This window comes from Alcanivorax xiamenensis (assembly GCF_009846745.1).
Classification (GTDB): domain Bacteria; phylum Pseudomonadota; class Gammaproteobacteria; order Pseudomonadales; family Alcanivoracaceae; genus Alloalcanivorax; species Alloalcanivorax xiamenensis.
In genome coordinates, this window is the sequence record NZ_AQPF01000067.1 from 1 (window position 1) to 15,250 (window position 15,250).

17 protein-coding genes and 1 pseudogene are annotated in these 15,250 nt (G+C 61.6%); 14 read left to right on the top strand and 4 right to left on the bottom strand.

All coding sequences use genetic code 11. The features are described from left to right. Nucleotides 1–18 precede the first annotated feature (18 nt). From A6D6_RS20210 to A6D6_RS20225, 4 genes and pseudogenes are all read right to left on the bottom strand, one after another. Nucleotides 19–590 (bottom strand): annotated as a pseudogene (locus A6D6_RS20210) (response regulator transcription factor). Further along, nucleotides 580–1,773: a sensor histidine kinase gene (locus A6D6_RS20215; protein ID WP_133493277.1), complete on the bottom strand. Its 1,194-nt coding sequence runs from the start codon at nucleotides 1,771–1,773 to the stop codon at nucleotides 580–582. Before A6D6_RS20215 ends, A6D6_RS20210 begins: the two are co-directional and overlap by 11 nt. A 338-nt stretch (nucleotides 1,774–2,111) precedes the next feature. Beyond that, nucleotides 2,112–2,405, bottom strand: a complete 294-nt coding sequence (locus tag A6D6_RS20220; RefSeq protein ID WP_133493276.1) for a PA4642 family protein — start codon at nucleotides 2,403–2,405, stop codon at nucleotides 2,112–2,114. A gap of 162 nt (nucleotides 2,406–2,567) precedes the next feature. Beyond that, a complete protein-coding gene (locus tag A6D6_RS20225) occupies nucleotides 2,568–2,945 on the bottom strand; it encodes an HU family DNA-binding protein (RefSeq protein WP_133493275.1) in 378 nt (125 codons plus the stop codon). Nucleotides 2,946–3,343: 398 nt separating this feature from the next. Here A6D6_RS20225 and aspS point away from each other — a divergent pair, with 398 nt between their 5' ends. The 14 genes from aspS (at nucleotide 3,344) to queC (ending at nucleotide 15,129) form a co-directional block, all read left to right on the top strand. Further along, nucleotides 3,344–5,107 carry an aspartate--tRNA ligase gene (gene aspS, locus A6D6_RS20230; RefSeq protein WP_159661704.1) on the top strand — a complete coding sequence of 588 codons (1,764 nt, stop codon included), beginning with the start codon at nucleotides 3,344–3,346 and terminating at the stop codon, nucleotides 5,105–5,107. Between the two features lie 104 nt (nucleotides 5,108–5,211). Beyond that, nucleotides 5,212–5,943 carry a YebC/PmpR family DNA-binding transcriptional regulator gene (locus A6D6_RS20235; RefSeq protein WP_159661705.1) on the top strand — a complete coding sequence of 244 codons (732 nt, stop codon included), beginning with the start codon at nucleotides 5,212–5,214 and terminating at the stop codon, nucleotides 5,941–5,943. A gap of 227 nt (nucleotides 5,944–6,170) precedes the next feature. Further along, on the top strand, nucleotides 6,171–6,689 hold the full coding sequence (gene ruvC, locus A6D6_RS20240) for a crossover junction endodeoxyribonuclease RuvC (RefSeq protein WP_133493272.1): 519 nt from the start codon (nucleotides 6,171–6,173) through the stop codon (nucleotides 6,687–6,689). Next, nucleotides 6,686–7,288, top strand: coding sequence for a Holliday junction branch migration protein RuvA (gene ruvA / locus A6D6_RS20245; protein ID WP_159661706.1), 603 nt, complete (start codon nucleotides 6,686–6,688; stop codon nucleotides 7,286–7,288). Before ruvC ends, ruvA begins: the two co-directional genes overlap by 4 nt. Before the next feature lie 75 nt (nucleotides 7,289–7,363). Further along, nucleotides 7,364–8,392: a Holliday junction branch migration DNA helicase RuvB gene (gene ruvB / locus A6D6_RS20250; RefSeq protein ID WP_133493270.1), complete on the top strand. Its 1,029-nt coding sequence runs from the start codon at nucleotides 7,364–7,366 to the stop codon at nucleotides 8,390–8,392. Beyond that, nucleotides 8,385–8,828, top strand: coding sequence for a tol-pal system-associated acyl-CoA thioesterase (gene ybgC, locus A6D6_RS20255; RefSeq protein WP_133493269.1), 444 nt, complete (start codon nucleotides 8,385–8,387; stop codon nucleotides 8,826–8,828). Before ruvB ends, ybgC begins: the two co-directional genes overlap by 8 nt. Further along, on the top strand, nucleotides 8,821–9,507 hold the full coding sequence (tolQ, locus tag A6D6_RS20260; protein WP_133493268.1) for a protein TolQ: 687 nt from the start codon (nucleotides 8,821–8,823) through the stop codon (nucleotides 9,505–9,507). Before ybgC ends, tolQ begins: the two co-directional genes overlap by 8 nt. Nucleotides 9,508–9,537: 30 nt before the next feature. Next, nucleotides 9,538–9,963 carry a protein TolR gene (gene tolR / locus A6D6_RS20265; RefSeq protein WP_133493283.1) on the top strand — a complete coding sequence of 142 codons (426 nt, stop codon included), beginning with the start codon at nucleotides 9,538–9,540 and terminating at the stop codon, nucleotides 9,961–9,963. Beyond that, complete coding sequence (tolA, locus tag A6D6_RS20270; protein ID WP_159661707.1) at nucleotides 9,960–10,805, top strand: cell envelope integrity protein TolA; 846 nt, start codon at nucleotides 9,960–9,962, stop codon at nucleotides 10,803–10,805. The genes tolR and tolA overlap by 4 nt, the downstream gene beginning before the upstream one ends. Beyond that, nucleotides 10,802–12,079 (top strand): Tol-Pal system beta propeller repeat protein TolB, encoded by a 1,278-nt coding sequence (gene tolB / locus A6D6_RS20275; protein ID WP_159661708.1) that lies wholly within the window; start codon nucleotides 10,802–10,804, stop codon nucleotides 12,077–12,079. Before tolA ends, tolB begins: the two co-directional genes overlap by 4 nt. Before the next feature lie 143 nt (nucleotides 12,080–12,222). Then, nucleotides 12,223–12,795 carry a peptidoglycan-associated lipoprotein Pal gene (gene pal, locus A6D6_RS20280; RefSeq protein ID WP_133493265.1) on the top strand — a complete coding sequence of 191 codons (573 nt, stop codon included), beginning with the start codon at nucleotides 12,223–12,225 and terminating at the stop codon, nucleotides 12,793–12,795. A 72-nt stretch (nucleotides 12,796–12,867) separates the two neighbouring features. Beyond that, entirely contained in the window at nucleotides 12,868–13,587 is a 720-nt protein-coding gene (ybgF, locus tag A6D6_RS20285) for a tol-pal system protein YbgF (RefSeq protein WP_236564192.1), read from the top strand. 181 nt (nucleotides 13,588–13,768) lie between these two features. Further along, a complete protein-coding gene (queE, locus tag A6D6_RS20290) occupies nucleotides 13,769–14,410 on the top strand; it encodes a 7-carboxy-7-deazaguanine synthase QueE (protein ID WP_159661709.1) in 642 nt (213 codons plus the stop codon). 32 nt (nucleotides 14,411–14,442) lie between these two features. Further along, on the top strand, nucleotides 14,443–15,129 hold the full coding sequence (queC, locus tag A6D6_RS20295; protein WP_133493262.1) for a 7-cyano-7-deazaguanine synthase QueC: 687 nt from the start codon (nucleotides 14,443–14,445) through the stop codon (nucleotides 15,127–15,129). The last annotated feature ends 121 nt before the right edge of the window (nucleotides 15,130–15,250 follow it).

Below are 15,250 nucleotides of genomic sequence, written 5' to 3' on the forward strand. Positions count from 1 at the left end.
CGTCCGGCGTCCGGCGTCTTAGTTCCTGTCTGGCCGCTCCCGTTCGAATTGCACCGGACTGGGCCGTTTCTTCAGGCGTCGCTGCAGGGTGCGCCGGTGGATGCCGAGGGCGGCGGCGGCGTGGCGGCGTGGGAGATGTTGCCGCCGTGGGCATCCAGCACCCGTTGGATATGCTCCCATTCCAACCGTTGCAACGAAGGCGGAGAGTCTGGCAGGGATTCCATTTGCGCCGGGTCGCGCCGCAGCGCGTCAAGAATGTCGCCAGCGCCGGCGGGTTTGGTGAGGTAATTGTGGGCGCCGCGGCGGGTGGCGGCGACGGCGGCGGCGATGCTGCCGTAACCGGTCAGCACCAGAATCCGGCATTGGGGGAAATGCGTCAGGAGCGGGGTTATCAGATCAAGGCCGTTGTCGGCGCCCAGATTCTGGTCCAGTACCGCCGCGTCCAGGGTGGGCAGGGAGGCCATGCGCTCACGCGCCTGTTCCGCGTCCGCGGCCAGGGTCACGCTCAGGCCATGACGTTCCAGCGCCCGGCGGGTCTGTGTCGCCAGTAACTCGTCGTCTTCCACCAGCAGCAGTGTTTCAAGTTTCATAGCCGCTCCAACGGATGCGGGCCTGGGTCCATTGCCGGCTGAATTCCATTTCCAGCCGCGCGTCCAGATTCTCCAGGGTGCTTTCCACCAGCGCGAGACCAATGCCCATTCCTTCGCGGCCGGGACGCTCGGGGTGATCCGGACCGTCATCGCTGATCTGCAAATGCCATCCCGTCGGTGCCGTGCTCAACTCAATCGCCAGCGTGCCGGCGCCCGCGTCGATGGCGTTGTAGCCGAGATTGGCGAGTACTCGGAACCAGTCGCTGGCCTGTTTGAGCACGGCCTCGCCGGGACCCTGATGGCGGATTTCCAGGGTTGGTTGCAAGTGTCTCAGGTGCAGGCGCAGGCGGTCGATCAGAGCGCTGAAGTGGATGTCCTCGGGGACGTCATGGTGATCGGCCCGGCGCAGTTTGCCGGCCACTTGCCGGGCCAGCGCGTGGATCTGTTCCAGGTCGGCGCGGGTGGGATCGGGCAGCCCGGGCTCTTGCAGGGCGTTGTCGCTGATCATCACCAGGCTGCTCAACGGCGTGTTGAGTTCGTGGGCCTGATGGGCCAGCGTCGCCGCCACCTGATACATGCGCTCGCGGCGACCTGCCAGTTCCATGGCTTTCTCCTGCTGGCGTTGCTGCTGGCGAGTCAGTGCCTGGATTACCTGGCCGAGGATGGACAGTGTCACCGCCAGCGCCGCGAACGCCACCGCCATGCCGATATTGTGCAGGGCGCTCAGTTCCCGGGTCAGCGCGTGCAGAGCGGTGTGGGGGGCGGGCATGTGATGCCACTGGCTCACCGTCATGTAACCGGTCAGAGCCAGAATCAGCACCACGCCGTTGGCCATGGGCGGCAGTGTCATGCCGGCCATCAATACCGGTACCAGTAGATAGAAGGTCATCGGATTGCTGGCGCCGCCGAACAGTTGCACCACGGCGAGAAACAGCATCACGTCCATGGCCAGTTCCACCGCCAGCAGTCGCTGTTGTGGACGGGGGTCCAGGTTCAGCGTCAACAGTGTCAGCAGGTTGGGCAGCAGCAGCGCGCCCAGCCATAGCAGCGGGGTGAGCGATAGCGGTATCAGTGCCGAAAACTGGCGCAACACCAGCAAGGCCAGCGCGAGGGCGATCACCAGCATCGCCCGCAGCCAGAGCATGCGGCGGCGCCAGACTACGTAGGGAGGCAATCCGGTCATGGTCGCGATTGTACCTGGACCGGCGTGGAGGAGGTGCGGCTTTTTGCCACCGCCATCCCTGGCGGTGGCCCTGCGGGCCGTCGTTGGCACGACGTCGTGAATCGTTCCGGACGATTCTTTTGCCACCGCCATGGATCCGGGTGCCTCATGCCGAGGGAGGGGAGCCGCCGGCTCTCCACGAGCTTTGACACTGGCTTCGAATCAACCCTGCTACGAAGCCGCCGTGGGAGCTGAGCTTGCTCGCGAATTGCGTGTCGATGTCGCGTACAAGCGAGCAGGCCCGAACCCCTGGGAGGGCGCCGGCTCGTGGATCGTGATCAGCGTGCCAGGGCTTCGCTTCAGCCGCCAGCGCGTTCCAGCACGGCGATGTAGTCGTCGTTCTTGCCGTGGCCGCGCATCACCTCGATCAGGGTCCGGCCCTTGTCGTCCTGGGCGCGCGGGTCCCGGCCCTGCTCGATAAAGAAGGCCAGGAAACGCTCGAAATCCTCCACGCGCAGGGCGCGATAGGCGCGCACCAGCACATGGAAATCGGCGTTCTCGCCTTCCTCGGGAGGCAGGTCCAGAAACAGTTTGATTTGCTCGTCGGTCATCGGCTCGCCGATGACTTTGCGTTTGTCCTTGCGTTCAGCCATGTCGTGTCACCTTGGGAATGCCGGTACGGAGTTGGCTCCGGGGGCGGGGGATTATAGGGCGTTGGGAGACGACTCGCATCTGCCGCGCGGAACGGGAGGGGAAGAAAGATAAAGGGAGGGAAGGAAAGCCTGGCCGCGAGACGTCCCGGCCAGGCCAGCGGATCAGCCCGCCATATCCTTGAGTTTTTTCAACGGACGGACTTTCACCATGGTGCGGGCCGGTTTGGCCGCGAAGGTGGTTTCCTGACCGGTGAACGGGTTGATGCCCTTGCGGGCCTTGGTCGCCGGCTTCTTCTGAGTGACGACTTTGATCAGGCCCGGCAGGGTGAACTGGCCGGCACCGCGCTTCTTCAGATGACCTTCCATGACCACGGCCAGCTCATCAAAGACGGCATTGACGTCTTTTTTGGTGAGGCCGGTGGTTTCACTGATCTGAGTCACGATCTGGGTTTTGGTCATCGGCTCGGCGATGGCTTTCACTGCTCGGGCCTTGGGAGTGGAGCTGGCGGTTTTCTTCACCGCTTTTTTCTTTGCAGCCATAGGATCGTTTACCCCTGTGTTTGATGACTTCCTGGAGAAGGTTGTTGAGTTGCTTCCCTGTCAGGGTACCCCTGGACTGCCTGACTCAGAGGCACGACTGAGCTGGTGCGCAGTCAGTTATATGCCAACGTTTCCCGACGTACAAGGCGTCTGGCACCTATTTTTTGCGGTGTTTGCCGTGCTTTGCCCGCTTTTTACAGATTAGTGGCCAGGCCGGCACCGAAAACGGGCGTTGCCGAAGCGCATGCCCCGCTTTCCGGCAACCCCGTCCGATGGCTCTTCACGCGCCGGATGGCATGGCCCGGCCGCCCTTGAATCGCTATACTAGCCGCCTTTTTCGGGCCCTGCCGGTGATGGGCCGGGGTCGGCCAAAACGAACTCAAGACTGGACTGTGGACATGCGAAGCCATTATTGCGGTGATTTGCGGGCCTCCCATGATGGGGAGACAGTGGAACTGTGCGGCTGGGTACACCGCCGCCGCGATCACGGCGGGGTTATTTTCCTGGACGTGCGTGACCGCACTGGTCTGGTGCAGGTAGTGTTCGATCCCGACACCGTGGACGCCTTCGCCCTGGCCGACAAGGTTCGTGGCGAATACGTGCTGAAAATCACCGGTCGGGTGCGGCTGCGTGACGAGGCAGTGCGTAATTCGCGCATGGCCACCGGCGATATCGAAGTACTGGGCAAGGCGCTGACCATTCTCAACGAGGCACAGACGCCGCCGTTCGAACTGGACGAGTATTCCGCCGCCGGTGAGGAAGTTCGGTTGAAGTACCGCTATCTGGACCTGCGCCGGCCGGAGGCGTTGCAACGGTTCCAATTCCGCTCCCGGCTGACTCACGCGGTGCGGGGTTTCCTGGAACAGGAAGGCTTCATGGACGTGGAAACGCCGGTGTTGACCCGGGCCACGCCGGAAGGGGCGCGGGATTATCTGGTGCCCAGCCGTACCCATGCCGGCAGCTTCTTCGCGCTGCCGCAGTCCCCGCAGCTGTTCAAGCAGTTGCTGATGGTGGCCGGTTTCGATCGCTACTATCAGATCGCCAAGTGCTTCCGTGACGAGGACCTGCGCGCTGATCGTCAGCCGGAATTCACCCAGATCGATCTGGAAGCGTCCTTCGTCGAGGAAGAGGACATCATGGGCGTGGCCGAGCGCATGGCCCGTACTCTGTTCCGTGAGTTGCTGGATGTGGAGTTGCCCGAGTTTCCGCGCATGACGTTCGCCGAGGCGATGCGCCGCTACGGTTCCGACAAGCCGGATCTGCGCGTGCCGATGGAACTGGTGGACATCGCCGATCTGATGGACGGCGTGGAATTCAAGGTGTTCGCCGGCCCGGCCAAGGATCCCAAAGGGCGGGTGGTGGCATTGAAAGTGCCTGGCGGCGCCGATCTGTCCCGCAAGGAAATCGATGAATACACCAAATTCGTCGGCATCTACGGCGCCAAGGGTCTGGCCTATGTGAAGGTCAACGACCTGGCCGCCGGCGCCGAAGGGCTGCAATCCCCGATTCTCAAATTCCTCACCGAGGACGCCATCAAAGGCATCCTGGAACGGACCGGGGCCGCCACCGGCGATCTGATCTTCTTCGGTGCCGACAAGGCCAAAGTCGTTAATGAAGCGATAGGCGCCTTGCGGGTCAAGGTTGGCCATGAGCGTGGTCTGGCCGAGGGCGACTGGAAGCCGCTGTGGGTGGTGGACTTCCCCATGTTCGAGGAAGAAGACGGCCGCTATTATGCGCTGCACCATCCGTTCACCATGCCCAAGTGCGACCCGGAGGAATTGAAGAGCAATCCGGAAGGCGCGCTGTCACGGGCCTACGATATGGTGCTTAACGGCACCGAGCTGGGCGGCGGTTCCATCCGTATTCATCGCCCGGACATGCAGCAGACCGTGTTCGAGGCGCTGGGCATCGACGAACAGGAAGCACGCGAGAAATTCGGTTTTCTGCTCGATGCGCTGAAATATGGTGCGCCGCCCCACGGCGGTCTGGCCTTCGGCCTGGATCGCATGGTGATGCTGATGACCGGCAGTGATTCGATTCGTGAAGTGATCGCGTTCCCGAAAACCCAGACCGCGGCTTGCCTGATGACCAACGCGCCCTCGCCGGTGGACAATCAGCAGCTGCGTGAGGTGGGTATCAGCGTTCGTAAAGACAATAACTAGAGCGCCAGCAGGCTTGCACGCAACACGCCGGCACGCTGAAACCGCGGGCCTTGATGAACGGCGTGCAAGCGTGCCGGCGTGTTGCGTGCAAGCGGAGGTTCTCCATGGCAGGTCATAGTAAGTGGGCCAATATCAAGCACCGCAAGGCGGCTCAGGACGCCAAGCGTGGCAAGATCTTCACCAAGCTGATCCGTGAGATCACCGTGGCCGCCCGCATGGGCGGCGGCGAGATCAACGATAACCCGCGTCTGCGGGCGGCGGTGGACAAGGCGCTGACCAACAACATGACCCGGGACACCATCGACCGGGCGATCAAACGTGGTGCCGGCGGTGACGACAGCTCCAACATGGAAGAGATCACCTACGAAGGCTATGGCAAGGGTGGCGTGGCGGTGCTGGTGGAAACCATGACCGACAACGTCAATCGCACCGTGGCCGAAGTCCGTCATGCCTTCTCCAAGTTTGGTGGCAATCTCGGCACCAGCGGCTCGGTGGCGTTCCTGTTCACCAAGCGGGGTGAAATTTTCTTCGAGCCCGGAGTGGACGAAGAGAAGCTGATGGAGCTGGCCCTGGAAGCCGGCGCCGAGGACGTGGAAGAAAACGACGACGGCAGTTTCCTGGTGGTGACTGCCGCGGACCGCAGCTTCGGCGATGTGATCGATGCGCTCAAGGCGGGTGGCCTGGAGCCGGTGGATGCCGAGGTGACCATGCATCCGTCAACCAGCGCGGAGATGGACGCCGACACCGCCGAGACCGTGGGCAAGATGGTGGACCACCTGGAAGACCTGGACGACGTGCAGAACGTCTATACCAACGCGGAGTGGCCGGAGCAATAACAGACGGCATTCACGCCTGCACGCAACACGCTTGCACGCCATGCTTGCCGGCCCAGTAGCGAGACGGGAAGGGCTGATTGCTCGGCAAGTCAGTCATCGCCGGTACGCTATTGCTTGGGGTTTTGCGTGCAAGCGTGCTGGCGCCCGTACGCTTGTACTGGACATAAGAACAGCGGAAAGGTTATATGAGGCAGGTAACGGCTACCTGCCTTTTTATTAGGTCATTTATGACAATTCTGTTAGGCATTGATCCCGGCTCCCGGCACACCGGTTACGGTGTCATCGAGCAACTGGGCAATCGCAGCCGGGCCTTGACCTTCGGCACCATCAGTACCAGCGGTGAGGAGATCGCGCCACGCCTGGGGCAGATTTTCACCGGGCTGAGCGACCTGCTGACCCAATACCAGCCGGAGGAAATCAGTATTGAAAAGGTCTTCATGGCGCGCAACGCGGATTCCGCGCTGAAGCTCGGGCAGGCCCGGGGCGCCGCGTTGGCGGCGTTGGTGCAAAGCGGTGCGCCGATATTCGAGTACTCCGCCCGCCAGGTGAAGCAAGCGGTGGTCGGGCGGGGTGGTGCCGAAAAGGTTCAGGTGGCGGAAATGGTCCGGCATTTGCTGGGTTTGGACAAGCGCCCGCAAGCGGATGCCGCCGATGCGCTGGCCATCGCCTTGTGCCATGCGCACATGCGCGTATCAATGGCGCGTATCGCCGGTGCCAGTGCGGTAAGACGAAGACGGATACGATGATCGGACAACTCAAAGGACAACTGCTGGAAAAAAGACCGCCCTGGCTACTGTTGGATGTGGGCGGCGTGGGCTACGAAGTGGAAGCGCCGATGACGGTGTTCTATGACTTGCCGGAAGTGGGGGCGTCGTTGACGTTGCACACTCATTTCGTGGTTCGCGAGGATGCCCAACTGCTATATGGCTTCAACAGCCGGTACGAGCGCGAACTTTTCCGCAGCCTGATCAAGGTTAACGGTGTCGGCCCGAAAATGGCGCTGGCGATCCTTTCCGGTATCGAAGCGGATCGGCTGGCTGCCTGTATCCGTGATCAGGATACAAGCTCCCTGGTGAAAGTGCCGGGTATCGGTAAGAAAACCGCCGAGCGTCTGGTCATCGAGATGTCCGACCGCCTGGATAAGCTGGAAGGCGCGCCGGCGATGCCGCCGGGGCTGGTGTCACAATCCGGCGCCAGTGGCGTGCGCGACGACGCCGTGGCGGCGCTGGAAGCTCTCGGCTATCGCAACAAGGACGCGGTGGCGGCGGTGGCTCGCGCGGCGGAGGCTGGAGAGGAGACCAGCGAAGGTCTTATTCGCCGGGCTTTGCGTGGTCTGGCAAAGTAACTAAAGCGTGACGCCCGGACACCACGACCCTGAAGCAGGCTGCTCAGGCCCTATTAAAGAAGGTGTAATGTCACCATGGACAATGATCGCCTGATTTCCTCCAACGCTTCGGATCCCCGGGAAGACCAGCAGGACCGGGCGATCCGGCCCGCCAACCTGGCTGATTACAACGGTCAGCCCAAGGTCCGGGAACGGCTGGAAATCTTCATCGACGCCGCCCGCGGGCGCGGCGAAACCCTGGATCACACCCTGATTTTTGGACCGCCGGGGCTGGGGAAAACCACGCTGGCCCATATTATCGCCCGGGAAATGGGCTCGGAATTGAAGTCCACCTCCGGCCCGGTATTGGAAAAAGCCGGGGATCTGGCCGCCATCCTCACCAATCTGGAGGAGGGGGATGTGCTGTTCGTGGATGAGATCCACCGTCTGTCACCGGTGGTGGAAGAGATCCTCTATCCGGCCATGGAAGACTTTCAACTGGACATCATGATCGGTGAAGGGCCGGCGGCCCGTTCCATCAAACTGGATCTGCCGCCGTTCACCCTGGTCGGCGCCACCACCCGCGCCGGGTTGCTCACCGCGCCGTTACGTGACCGTTTCGGTATCGTTCAACGCCTCGAGTTCTATAACGTCGACGACCTCTCTCGTATTGTCGCCCGGTCCTGCGACATCCTGGCGATTCCCGTGGATGACGATGGTGCCCGGGAGGTGGCGCGCCGCTCCCGGGGCACGCCGCGGATCGCCAACCGGCTGCTGCGGCGGGTGCGGGACTATGCCGAGGTGAAGGGCGACGGTCGCATCGTCGGACCGGTGGCGGAAGCGGCGCTGGATATGCTGGAGGTGGACAGTCATGGTCTCGACGGTACCGACCGCCGGTTGCTGAACATGATGATGCATAAGTTTGATGGCGGGCCGGTGGGGCTGGACTCGTTGGCGGCGGCGCTCAACGAGGACGCCGGAACCCTGGAAGAAGTGGTGGAACCCTATCTGATTCAGCAGGGGTTCATACAACGCACGCCGCGAGGCCGGCAAGTGACCAACCACGCCTGGCGTCACTTTGGGTTGCGTCGCCCGGGAAGTGATGGGGATTTGTTTAATGACTGAAAAATCTTCGACGGATCAGGACTTTGTCCTACCGGTGCGGGTCTATATCGAAGACACTGACGCCGGCGGTATCGTCTATTACGTGAACTATCTGAAATTCATGGAACGGGCCCGTACCGAGTATTTACGCTCCCTGGGTTACCAGCATTACGGGTTGTCCGAGGAGAACTATCAATTCGTGGTGCATTCCTGCCAGGTGCGCTATCACAGTCCGGCGCGTATTGATGACGCCCTTGGCGTCACCGCAGGACTGCGCCACCTGGGCAAGGCAACGCTGTTGTTTGCCCAACAGGTGCGCCGCGGAGAGCAGCTTCTGTGTGAAGCGGAAATCAAAATAGCCTGCGTCAGTGCCGACGGTATTCGCCCGAAAGCGTTGCCGGCGCCGCTGTATCAAAGATTCAAGGCCGAATATCGAGGAGAACGGGCCAATGATTGAAGCCTCCGACATGTCCATTGCTTCCCTGGTGCTGCATGCCGGGCCGGTGGTGAAGGCGGTAATGCTGGTGTTGCTGTTCGCCTCTCTGTTCTCCTGGTATGTGATCATCACCCGCTACCGGGTGTTGAACCGGGCGCGGAAAGCGGGGCAGGCATTCGAGGAAAAGTTCTGGTCCGGCGGTGATCTCGCCTCGCTATACAATCAGGTGCGCAAGAAGCCGGATCCGGACTCCGGCAGCGAAGCCATTTTTCGTGCCGGCTTTCAGGAATTCGTACGCTTGTCCAAGACCTCCCGCGACAGTGACGCGGTCATGGACGGTGCTCAACGGGCCATGCGCGTGGCGATGCAACGCGAGGAGGCGCGGCTTTCGCGCTATCTGCCGTTCCTGGCCACGGTGGGCTCCACCAGTCCCTATGTCGGTTTGTTCGGCACCGTTTGGGGCATCATGCATTCCTTTCGCGCGCTGGCCAACGTGACCCAGGCCACTCTTAGCGTGGTGGCGCCGGGGATCGCCGAGGCGCTGGTGGCCACCGCCATCGGCTTGTTCGCGGCGATTCCGGCGGTGGTGGCCTACAACCGCTACGCTGCGCTGACCGATTCGCTGATGGGTAACTGCGAAGTGTTCGCCGAGGAATTTTCCGCTGTTCTCCACCGCCAGGCCCATAGCCGGGAGGAGTAGATCGTGGCCCGATATCGACCTGCTTCAGGCATGCGCATGCGCGCTCCACGCAAACTCTCCTCGGAGATGAACGTGGTGCCCTACATCGACGTGATGCTGGTACTGCTGGTGATCTTCATGGCCACCGCGCCGATGATGACCCAGGGAGTGTCCGTGGACCTGCCTCAGGCCAACAGCGCGCCGCTGCCAACGGAAAATGACGAGCCGGTGATGATCGCGGTGGCCGCCGATGGGGGCTACTACATTAATGTCGGTGACGATAGTGAAGCCGCCACTGATCTGGAAGCCTTGACCCAGCGGGTTATCGCCATTCACAACGAGAAGCCGGAAACCCTGTTTCTGGTACGCGGTGATCAGAACGTACCGTATGGCAAGGTAGTGGTACTGATGTCGGAGCTGCAAGGCGCCGGCGTCACCAAGCTGGGCCTGGTGACCGACCCGGCGGAGTTGCCATGAGTGATCGCGGGGTAGGCGCGGGGTTGTCCCTGTTCCTGCACCTGTTGGTGCTGGGCATGGTGTTGTTTACCTGGACCTCCGAGCCGGAACTGCGCCGTCCCCCGAAAATTCCCCCTCATGTGATGGCGGTGGTCACCGATCAGACCGAGCGGGCAGCGGCACCCACCCGTCCGGAGCCGAAGGAAGAGCCGCCGGCGCCCAAGCCGCGGCCAAAACCCGAACCGAAACCGGAGCCCGAACCGAAACCGGAGCCCAAGCCGAAACCGGAGCCCAAGCCGAAATCGGAGCCTAAGCCGAAATCGGAGCCTAAGCCGAAATCGGAGCCCAAACCCAAACCGGAACCTAAGCCCGAGCCCAAGCCGCAGCCGAAACCCGAGCCGAAGAAACCGGAGCCGAAGCCGGAACCCAAACCGAAGCCGGCACCGCCACCCAAGTTCGAGCAGCCGGACATGGAGGAATTGCTGGCCCGGGAACGCCTGGAGATGGCGCGACAGGGCAAGAAGCAGGATCGGGAAAATCCTGGCAGCGGCGATCCGGACAGCAAGGTGGAACAGGAAACCGCCAGCTATATTGATGCCATCTCCTCGGCGGTGGCCAAGCGCTGGCGTATCCCCGGCAACTACCGTAACCGCAACGACATCAGTACCCGGATACGTATCCGTATGGTGCCTGGGGGTGACGTGGTCAACGTGGAAGTGGTCAAGTCCAGCGGTTACCCGGACTTCGATGATTCCGTGGTCAAGGGCGTGCAACTGGCCAGCCCTCTGCCGGTGCCGAAAGGTGACGGTTTTGAAGCGTTCCGAACGCTAGTGCTCGAATTCGAACCTGGAGATGCCAAATGAAGCGACTGATACTGGCCCTGGTCCTGGCGACACTGACGGTGGCCGCGCGGGCCGAGCTGTTGATCAAGGTGACCGAAGGGCGGGTGGATGCGGTGCCGATCGCCATCGTGCCGTTTGATGGAGACAGCGAGGCGCCGGAGCAGGTGTCCGCCATTGTTGAGGCGGACCTGCACCGTAGTGGTCAGTTCAAGCCGTTGCCGGTCAAGAACATGCTCAGCCGGCCACACACCAAGGATGCGATCATTTACCGGGATTTTCGTGTGCTTGGCCAGGAGTATCTGGTGATCGGCCATACCAAGCCGCGCGACGACGGTCGCTATGAGGTGACTTACGGCCTGTATGACGTGGGCCGCCAGCGGGAGCTGTTCAGTGAAAGCTACAGCCCGACCAAAGCACAGTTACGGGATGTGGCTCATGCCATTTCCGATCGCATTTATGAGGAGCTCACTGGTATTCCCGGGGCTTTTTCCACCAAGATTCTCTACGTCACCCATAACCGTGGCGCCAAGCTTCCGTATCAGCTGCAGTACGCCGATGCCGATGGCCACCGGGTGAAGACCATCCTGTCCAGCGGCGAGCCGATCATGAGCCCGTCCTGGTCTCCGGATGGCAGCAAGATTGCTTATGTATCCTTCGAAAACAACGGTAAACCGAACATTTATGTGCATGATCTGGCGTCCGGGCAGCGCTCGGTGGTAAGCCGGGAGCGGGGTATCAACGGTGCTCCGTCCTGGTCACCGGACGGCCAACGTCTGGTGATCACGTTGTCCAAGGACGGTAATCCGGAACTGTATATGGTCAATGTGAGCGGCGGCGGGTTGACCCGGCTGACGGACAACTACGGTATTGATACCGAGGCGCGCTGGATGCCGGATGGGGAACATGTGGTGTTTACATCCAGCCGCTCCGGCGGCCCGCAGATCTACATGCTCAACGTTAATGACCGCTCCGCCCGGCGGGTTTCCTTCGAGGGTAATTACAACGCCCGCCCGGATGTCACTCCGGATGGCCGGTATCTGGTTTACGTACATCGTCGCAATGGCAGTTTCAACGTCGGTGTGCAGGACCTGCAGAGGGGTACGTTCGATATTGTGACTCAGACCAATATGGATGAGTCACCCAGTGTTGCGCCTAATGGAAGTATGGTAATTTACGGTACGCAACGTCGCGGCACGGGGGTCCTGGAGGCCGTATCCATCGATGGCAGAGTCAAGGTAGAGCTGCCGTCGAAGGAAGGGGAAGTCAGGGAACCGGCCTGGTCGCCGTTTCTGTAGATGCTGACTCGCATCTCAGGTGTCTGGCCCAGGGTGAGCCACGCGTCAGCGTAGTCACTGACGGGCCGGGGACGGATGCGGAGGTTTCTCCATAAACGGGTCTCAGTGTTCGAAATTACAGGAAATTAATCAGGAGTTTTGTCATGCGTTCATTCGTCAATCCTTTGTTTGCCGTCATTCTGGCCGGTGTTCTTGCCGCCTGTTCCAGCACGCCCACCGAGCAGGACACGTCCGCCACGGACACCTCCGGCATGGATTCCCAGACCGGCACCACTCAGCCGGTTGAGCGTCCCGAGTCCACCCGTCCTGACACCAGCAGTGTTCCGCTGACCGCGGATAACTTCCATAACCATCCGTCCAACTACGACGGCACCACCGATACTCGTGTGATCTACTTCGCATTTGATAGCAACACCGTTCCGGCGGCTGCTTTCGAAACCCTGCGCGCTCACGCGACTTACCTGAAGAACAACGCCAACGCCAAGCTGCGCCTGGAAGGCCACGCTGATGAGCGCGGTACCCGTGAGTACAACGTTGCTCTGTCCGAGCGTCGTGCTCAGGCGGTGCAGAAGTTCCTGCGCGTTCAAGGCGTATCCTCTTCCCAATTGGAAGTGGTGTCCTATGGTGAGGAGAAGCCGGCCGCCTTTGGTCACAGCGAAATGGACTGGGCGAAAAACCGTCGCGTTGAACTGAACTACGTGTCAGGCCGTCCGTAAGCCATGATGTTTAAGCAGGCCATCCATAGACTCGGAACACATGGGGTTATCGGTGCCCTGCTTACGGGGGCCGTGATTACTGCGCAGGCGCAGACCGGCCCTCTGTCCGTGGAAGACCGTGGCGGTTCCCGCAGCGGTGCTCGCACCGTCACCGCGGAACCCGCTGGCGGTGATGACGGTGTGATCATGCTGATGCAACAAATGCAGCAGTATGAGGAACAACTCCAGGATCTACAGGGCCAGATCGAACGTTTGCGCCACGAGGTGGACCGGCTCAAAGCCGCCGAGCGTGAGCGCTACCTGGACCTGGATACCCGAATCAATGCTCTGGTGGAGAACACCGCGCCGGCCCCGGCCGACGAGGACGCCACCGGGGAGGATGGGCAAGGTGAAGGGCCGGCGGATCCGCAAGCGGATCGCCAGGCCTACAACGACGCTCAGCGCAAACTGCTGGAGCGCGACTTCGAAGGCGCCGTATCGGCCCTGGAAGCCTATCTGGAAGAGTACCCGAACGGCAGCTACCGTCCGCAGGCCCATTTCTGGCTGGGTGAATCCTACTCCAATCTGAAGTCGCCCAGACTGACCCAGGCCCGGGAGCAGTTTTCCAAGGTGGTGGATGATTATCCCGATCATGACCGGGCGCCCACCAGTCTGTACAAACTGGCCAGCCTGCAGGCTCGGGGCGGCAGTACCGTCCAGGCCCGGGATACCCTGAAGCGTTTGCTCAAGCAGTATCCGGACTCCTCCGAGGCGGAACTGGCCAAGGCCATGCTCAAGCAATTGGGCAACTGAACCGCCCGCCCGGCGCCGGGGAGCCCCCCGGCGCCTTCCCTATGTTAGAATGCGCGCCATTCCGGGGCTCGATCCCGACCCCGAATAATTCCGCCCTGTTCCGGGCGGCCATCCGTATCCGCCAACAATGAACATGAAGAGCCGCGGCGCAACCCGTATTCACCGCCGGTCAGGAGCCACAGTGGAACTGCGTATCACCGAGATTTTTCATTCTCTGCAGGGAGAAGCCCGCAGCGTGGGACGGCCCACCGTCTTCGTGCGGCTGACCGGCTGCCCCCAGCGTTGCGTCTGGTGTGATACGGAATACGCCTTTCAGGGCGGGCAAAAGTGGTCGCTGGACGATATTCTCGAGACCGTGGATGGCTACGGCGCCGGCTACGTCACCGTGACCGGCGGGGAACCGCTGGCGCAGCCCAACTGCCTGCCGTTGCTGACGCTCCTTTGCGACCGGGGCTATGAAGTGAGCCTGGAAACCGGCGGCGCCATGGACATTGCCGGGGTGGACGAGCGCGTCTCGGTGGTGATGGATCTGAAGGCGCCGGGCTCCGGCGAGCAGCACAATAACCGGTTGGAGAACATTCCTCTGCTGCGGTCGAACCATCAGGTGAAGTTCGTGCTGGCGGACCGTCGCGACTACGACTGGGCCCGCTTCATGCTTGATCAGCACCAGTTGGCGCGGCGGGTGTCCGATGTGCTGTTCTCGCCGGTGCAGGGCCAGTTGGCGCCACGGGACCTGGCGGACTGGATCGTGCGGGACCGTTTGTCGGTACGCTTCCAGATCCAACTGCATAAATTATTGTGGAACGACGCTCAGGGGCGCTGACGCCCGGGAACGATTATGACGGAGAAGACAACATGAGCACCGCCGTGGTACTGCTGTCCGGGGGCTTGGATTCCGCCACCTGTCTGGCCATGGCACGGGCTGAAGGGCACCGCTGTCACACCATCGCCTTCGACTACGGCCAGCGCACCCGCTCGGAATTGAAAGCCGCTGAGCGGATTTCCCGCGCGCTGGGCGCGGAGTCCCACCGGGTGATCGACCTGGGGCTGGGTAACATCGGCGGTTCCGCGCTCACTGACCATGACATCGCGGTACCCGAAGACGTGGCGGAAGAAGAGGGCGACGGCATTCCGGTGACCTATGTGCCGGCGCGCAACACGGTGTTTCTGTCGCTGGCGCTGGGCTTGGCGGAAGTCCTGGAAGCCGATGTCATTTATATCGGCGTCAACGCGGTGGATTATTCCGGCTACCCGGATTGCCGGCCGGCGTTCATCGAAGCGTTTCAGAACCTGGCCAACCTGGCCACCAAAGCCGGCGTGGAAGGGCATCCGATCCGGATCGCCACGCCGTTGATGGATTTGTCCAAGGCGGATATCGTTCGGGAAGGGACCCGGCTGGGGCTGGATTATGGTCTCACCGTGTCCTGCTATCAGGCCGACGACGAGGGGCGAGCCTGTGGACGTTGCGACAGTTGCCGGCTGCGCCGTCAGGGCTTCGAGGAAGCATTGGTCAAAGATCCGACAAAGTATCAGGGGAAGTAAAAAAATCCCGGTTTCCCCCTTGTCATGCCGAAATAAATCCGTATTATTTGCGCCTCGTTCGACGGGTCGTTAGCTCAGTTGGTAGAGCAGTTGGCTTTTAACCAATTGGTCGTAGGTTCGA

Excerpts from the sequence above, each read along its gene's own strand:
- A6D6_RS20215 (WP_133493277.1), bottom strand. The coding sequence starts at position 1,773 with ATGACCGGATTGCCTCCCTACGTAGTCTGGCGCCGCCGCATGCTCTGG.
- A6D6_RS20220 (WP_133493276.1), bottom strand. The coding sequence starts at position 2,405 with ATGGCTGAACGCAAGGACAAACGCAAAGTCATCGGCGAGCCGATGACC.
- A6D6_RS20225 (WP_133493275.1), bottom strand. The coding sequence starts at position 2,945 with ATGGCTGCAAAGAAAAAAGCGGTGAAGAAAACCGCCAGCTCCACTCCC.
- aspS (WP_159661704.1), top strand. The coding sequence starts at position 3,344 with ATGCGAAGCCATTATTGCGGTGATTTGCGGGCCTCCCATGATGGGGAG.
- A6D6_RS20235 (WP_159661705.1), top strand. The coding sequence starts at position 5,212 with ATGGCAGGTCATAGTAAGTGGGCCAATATCAAGCACCGCAAGGCGGCT.
- ruvC (WP_133493272.1), top strand. The coding sequence starts at position 6,171 with ATGACAATTCTGTTAGGCATTGATCCCGGCTCCCGGCACACCGGTTAC.
- ruvA (WP_159661706.1), top strand. The coding sequence starts at position 6,686 with ATGATCGGACAACTCAAAGGACAACTGCTGGAAAAAAGACCGCCCTGG.
- ruvB (WP_133493270.1), top strand. The coding sequence starts at position 7,364 with ATGGACAATGATCGCCTGATTTCCTCCAACGCTTCGGATCCCCGGGAA.
- ybgC (WP_133493269.1), top strand. The coding sequence starts at position 8,385 with ATGACTGAAAAATCTTCGACGGATCAGGACTTTGTCCTACCGGTGCGG.
- tolQ (WP_133493268.1), top strand. The coding sequence starts at position 8,821 with ATGATTGAAGCCTCCGACATGTCCATTGCTTCCCTGGTGCTGCATGCC.
- tolR (WP_133493283.1), top strand. The coding sequence starts at position 9,538 with ATGCGCATGCGCGCTCCACGCAAACTCTCCTCGGAGATGAACGTGGTG.
- tolA (WP_159661707.1), top strand. The coding sequence starts at position 9,960 with ATGAGTGATCGCGGGGTAGGCGCGGGGTTGTCCCTGTTCCTGCACCTG.
- tolB (WP_159661708.1), top strand. The coding sequence starts at position 10,802 with ATGAAGCGACTGATACTGGCCCTGGTCCTGGCGACACTGACGGTGGCC.
- pal (WP_133493265.1), top strand. The coding sequence starts at position 12,223 with ATGCGTTCATTCGTCAATCCTTTGTTTGCCGTCATTCTGGCCGGTGTT.
- queC (WP_133493262.1), top strand. The coding sequence starts at position 14,443 with ATGAGCACCGCCGTGGTACTGCTGTCCGGGGGCTTGGATTCCGCCACC.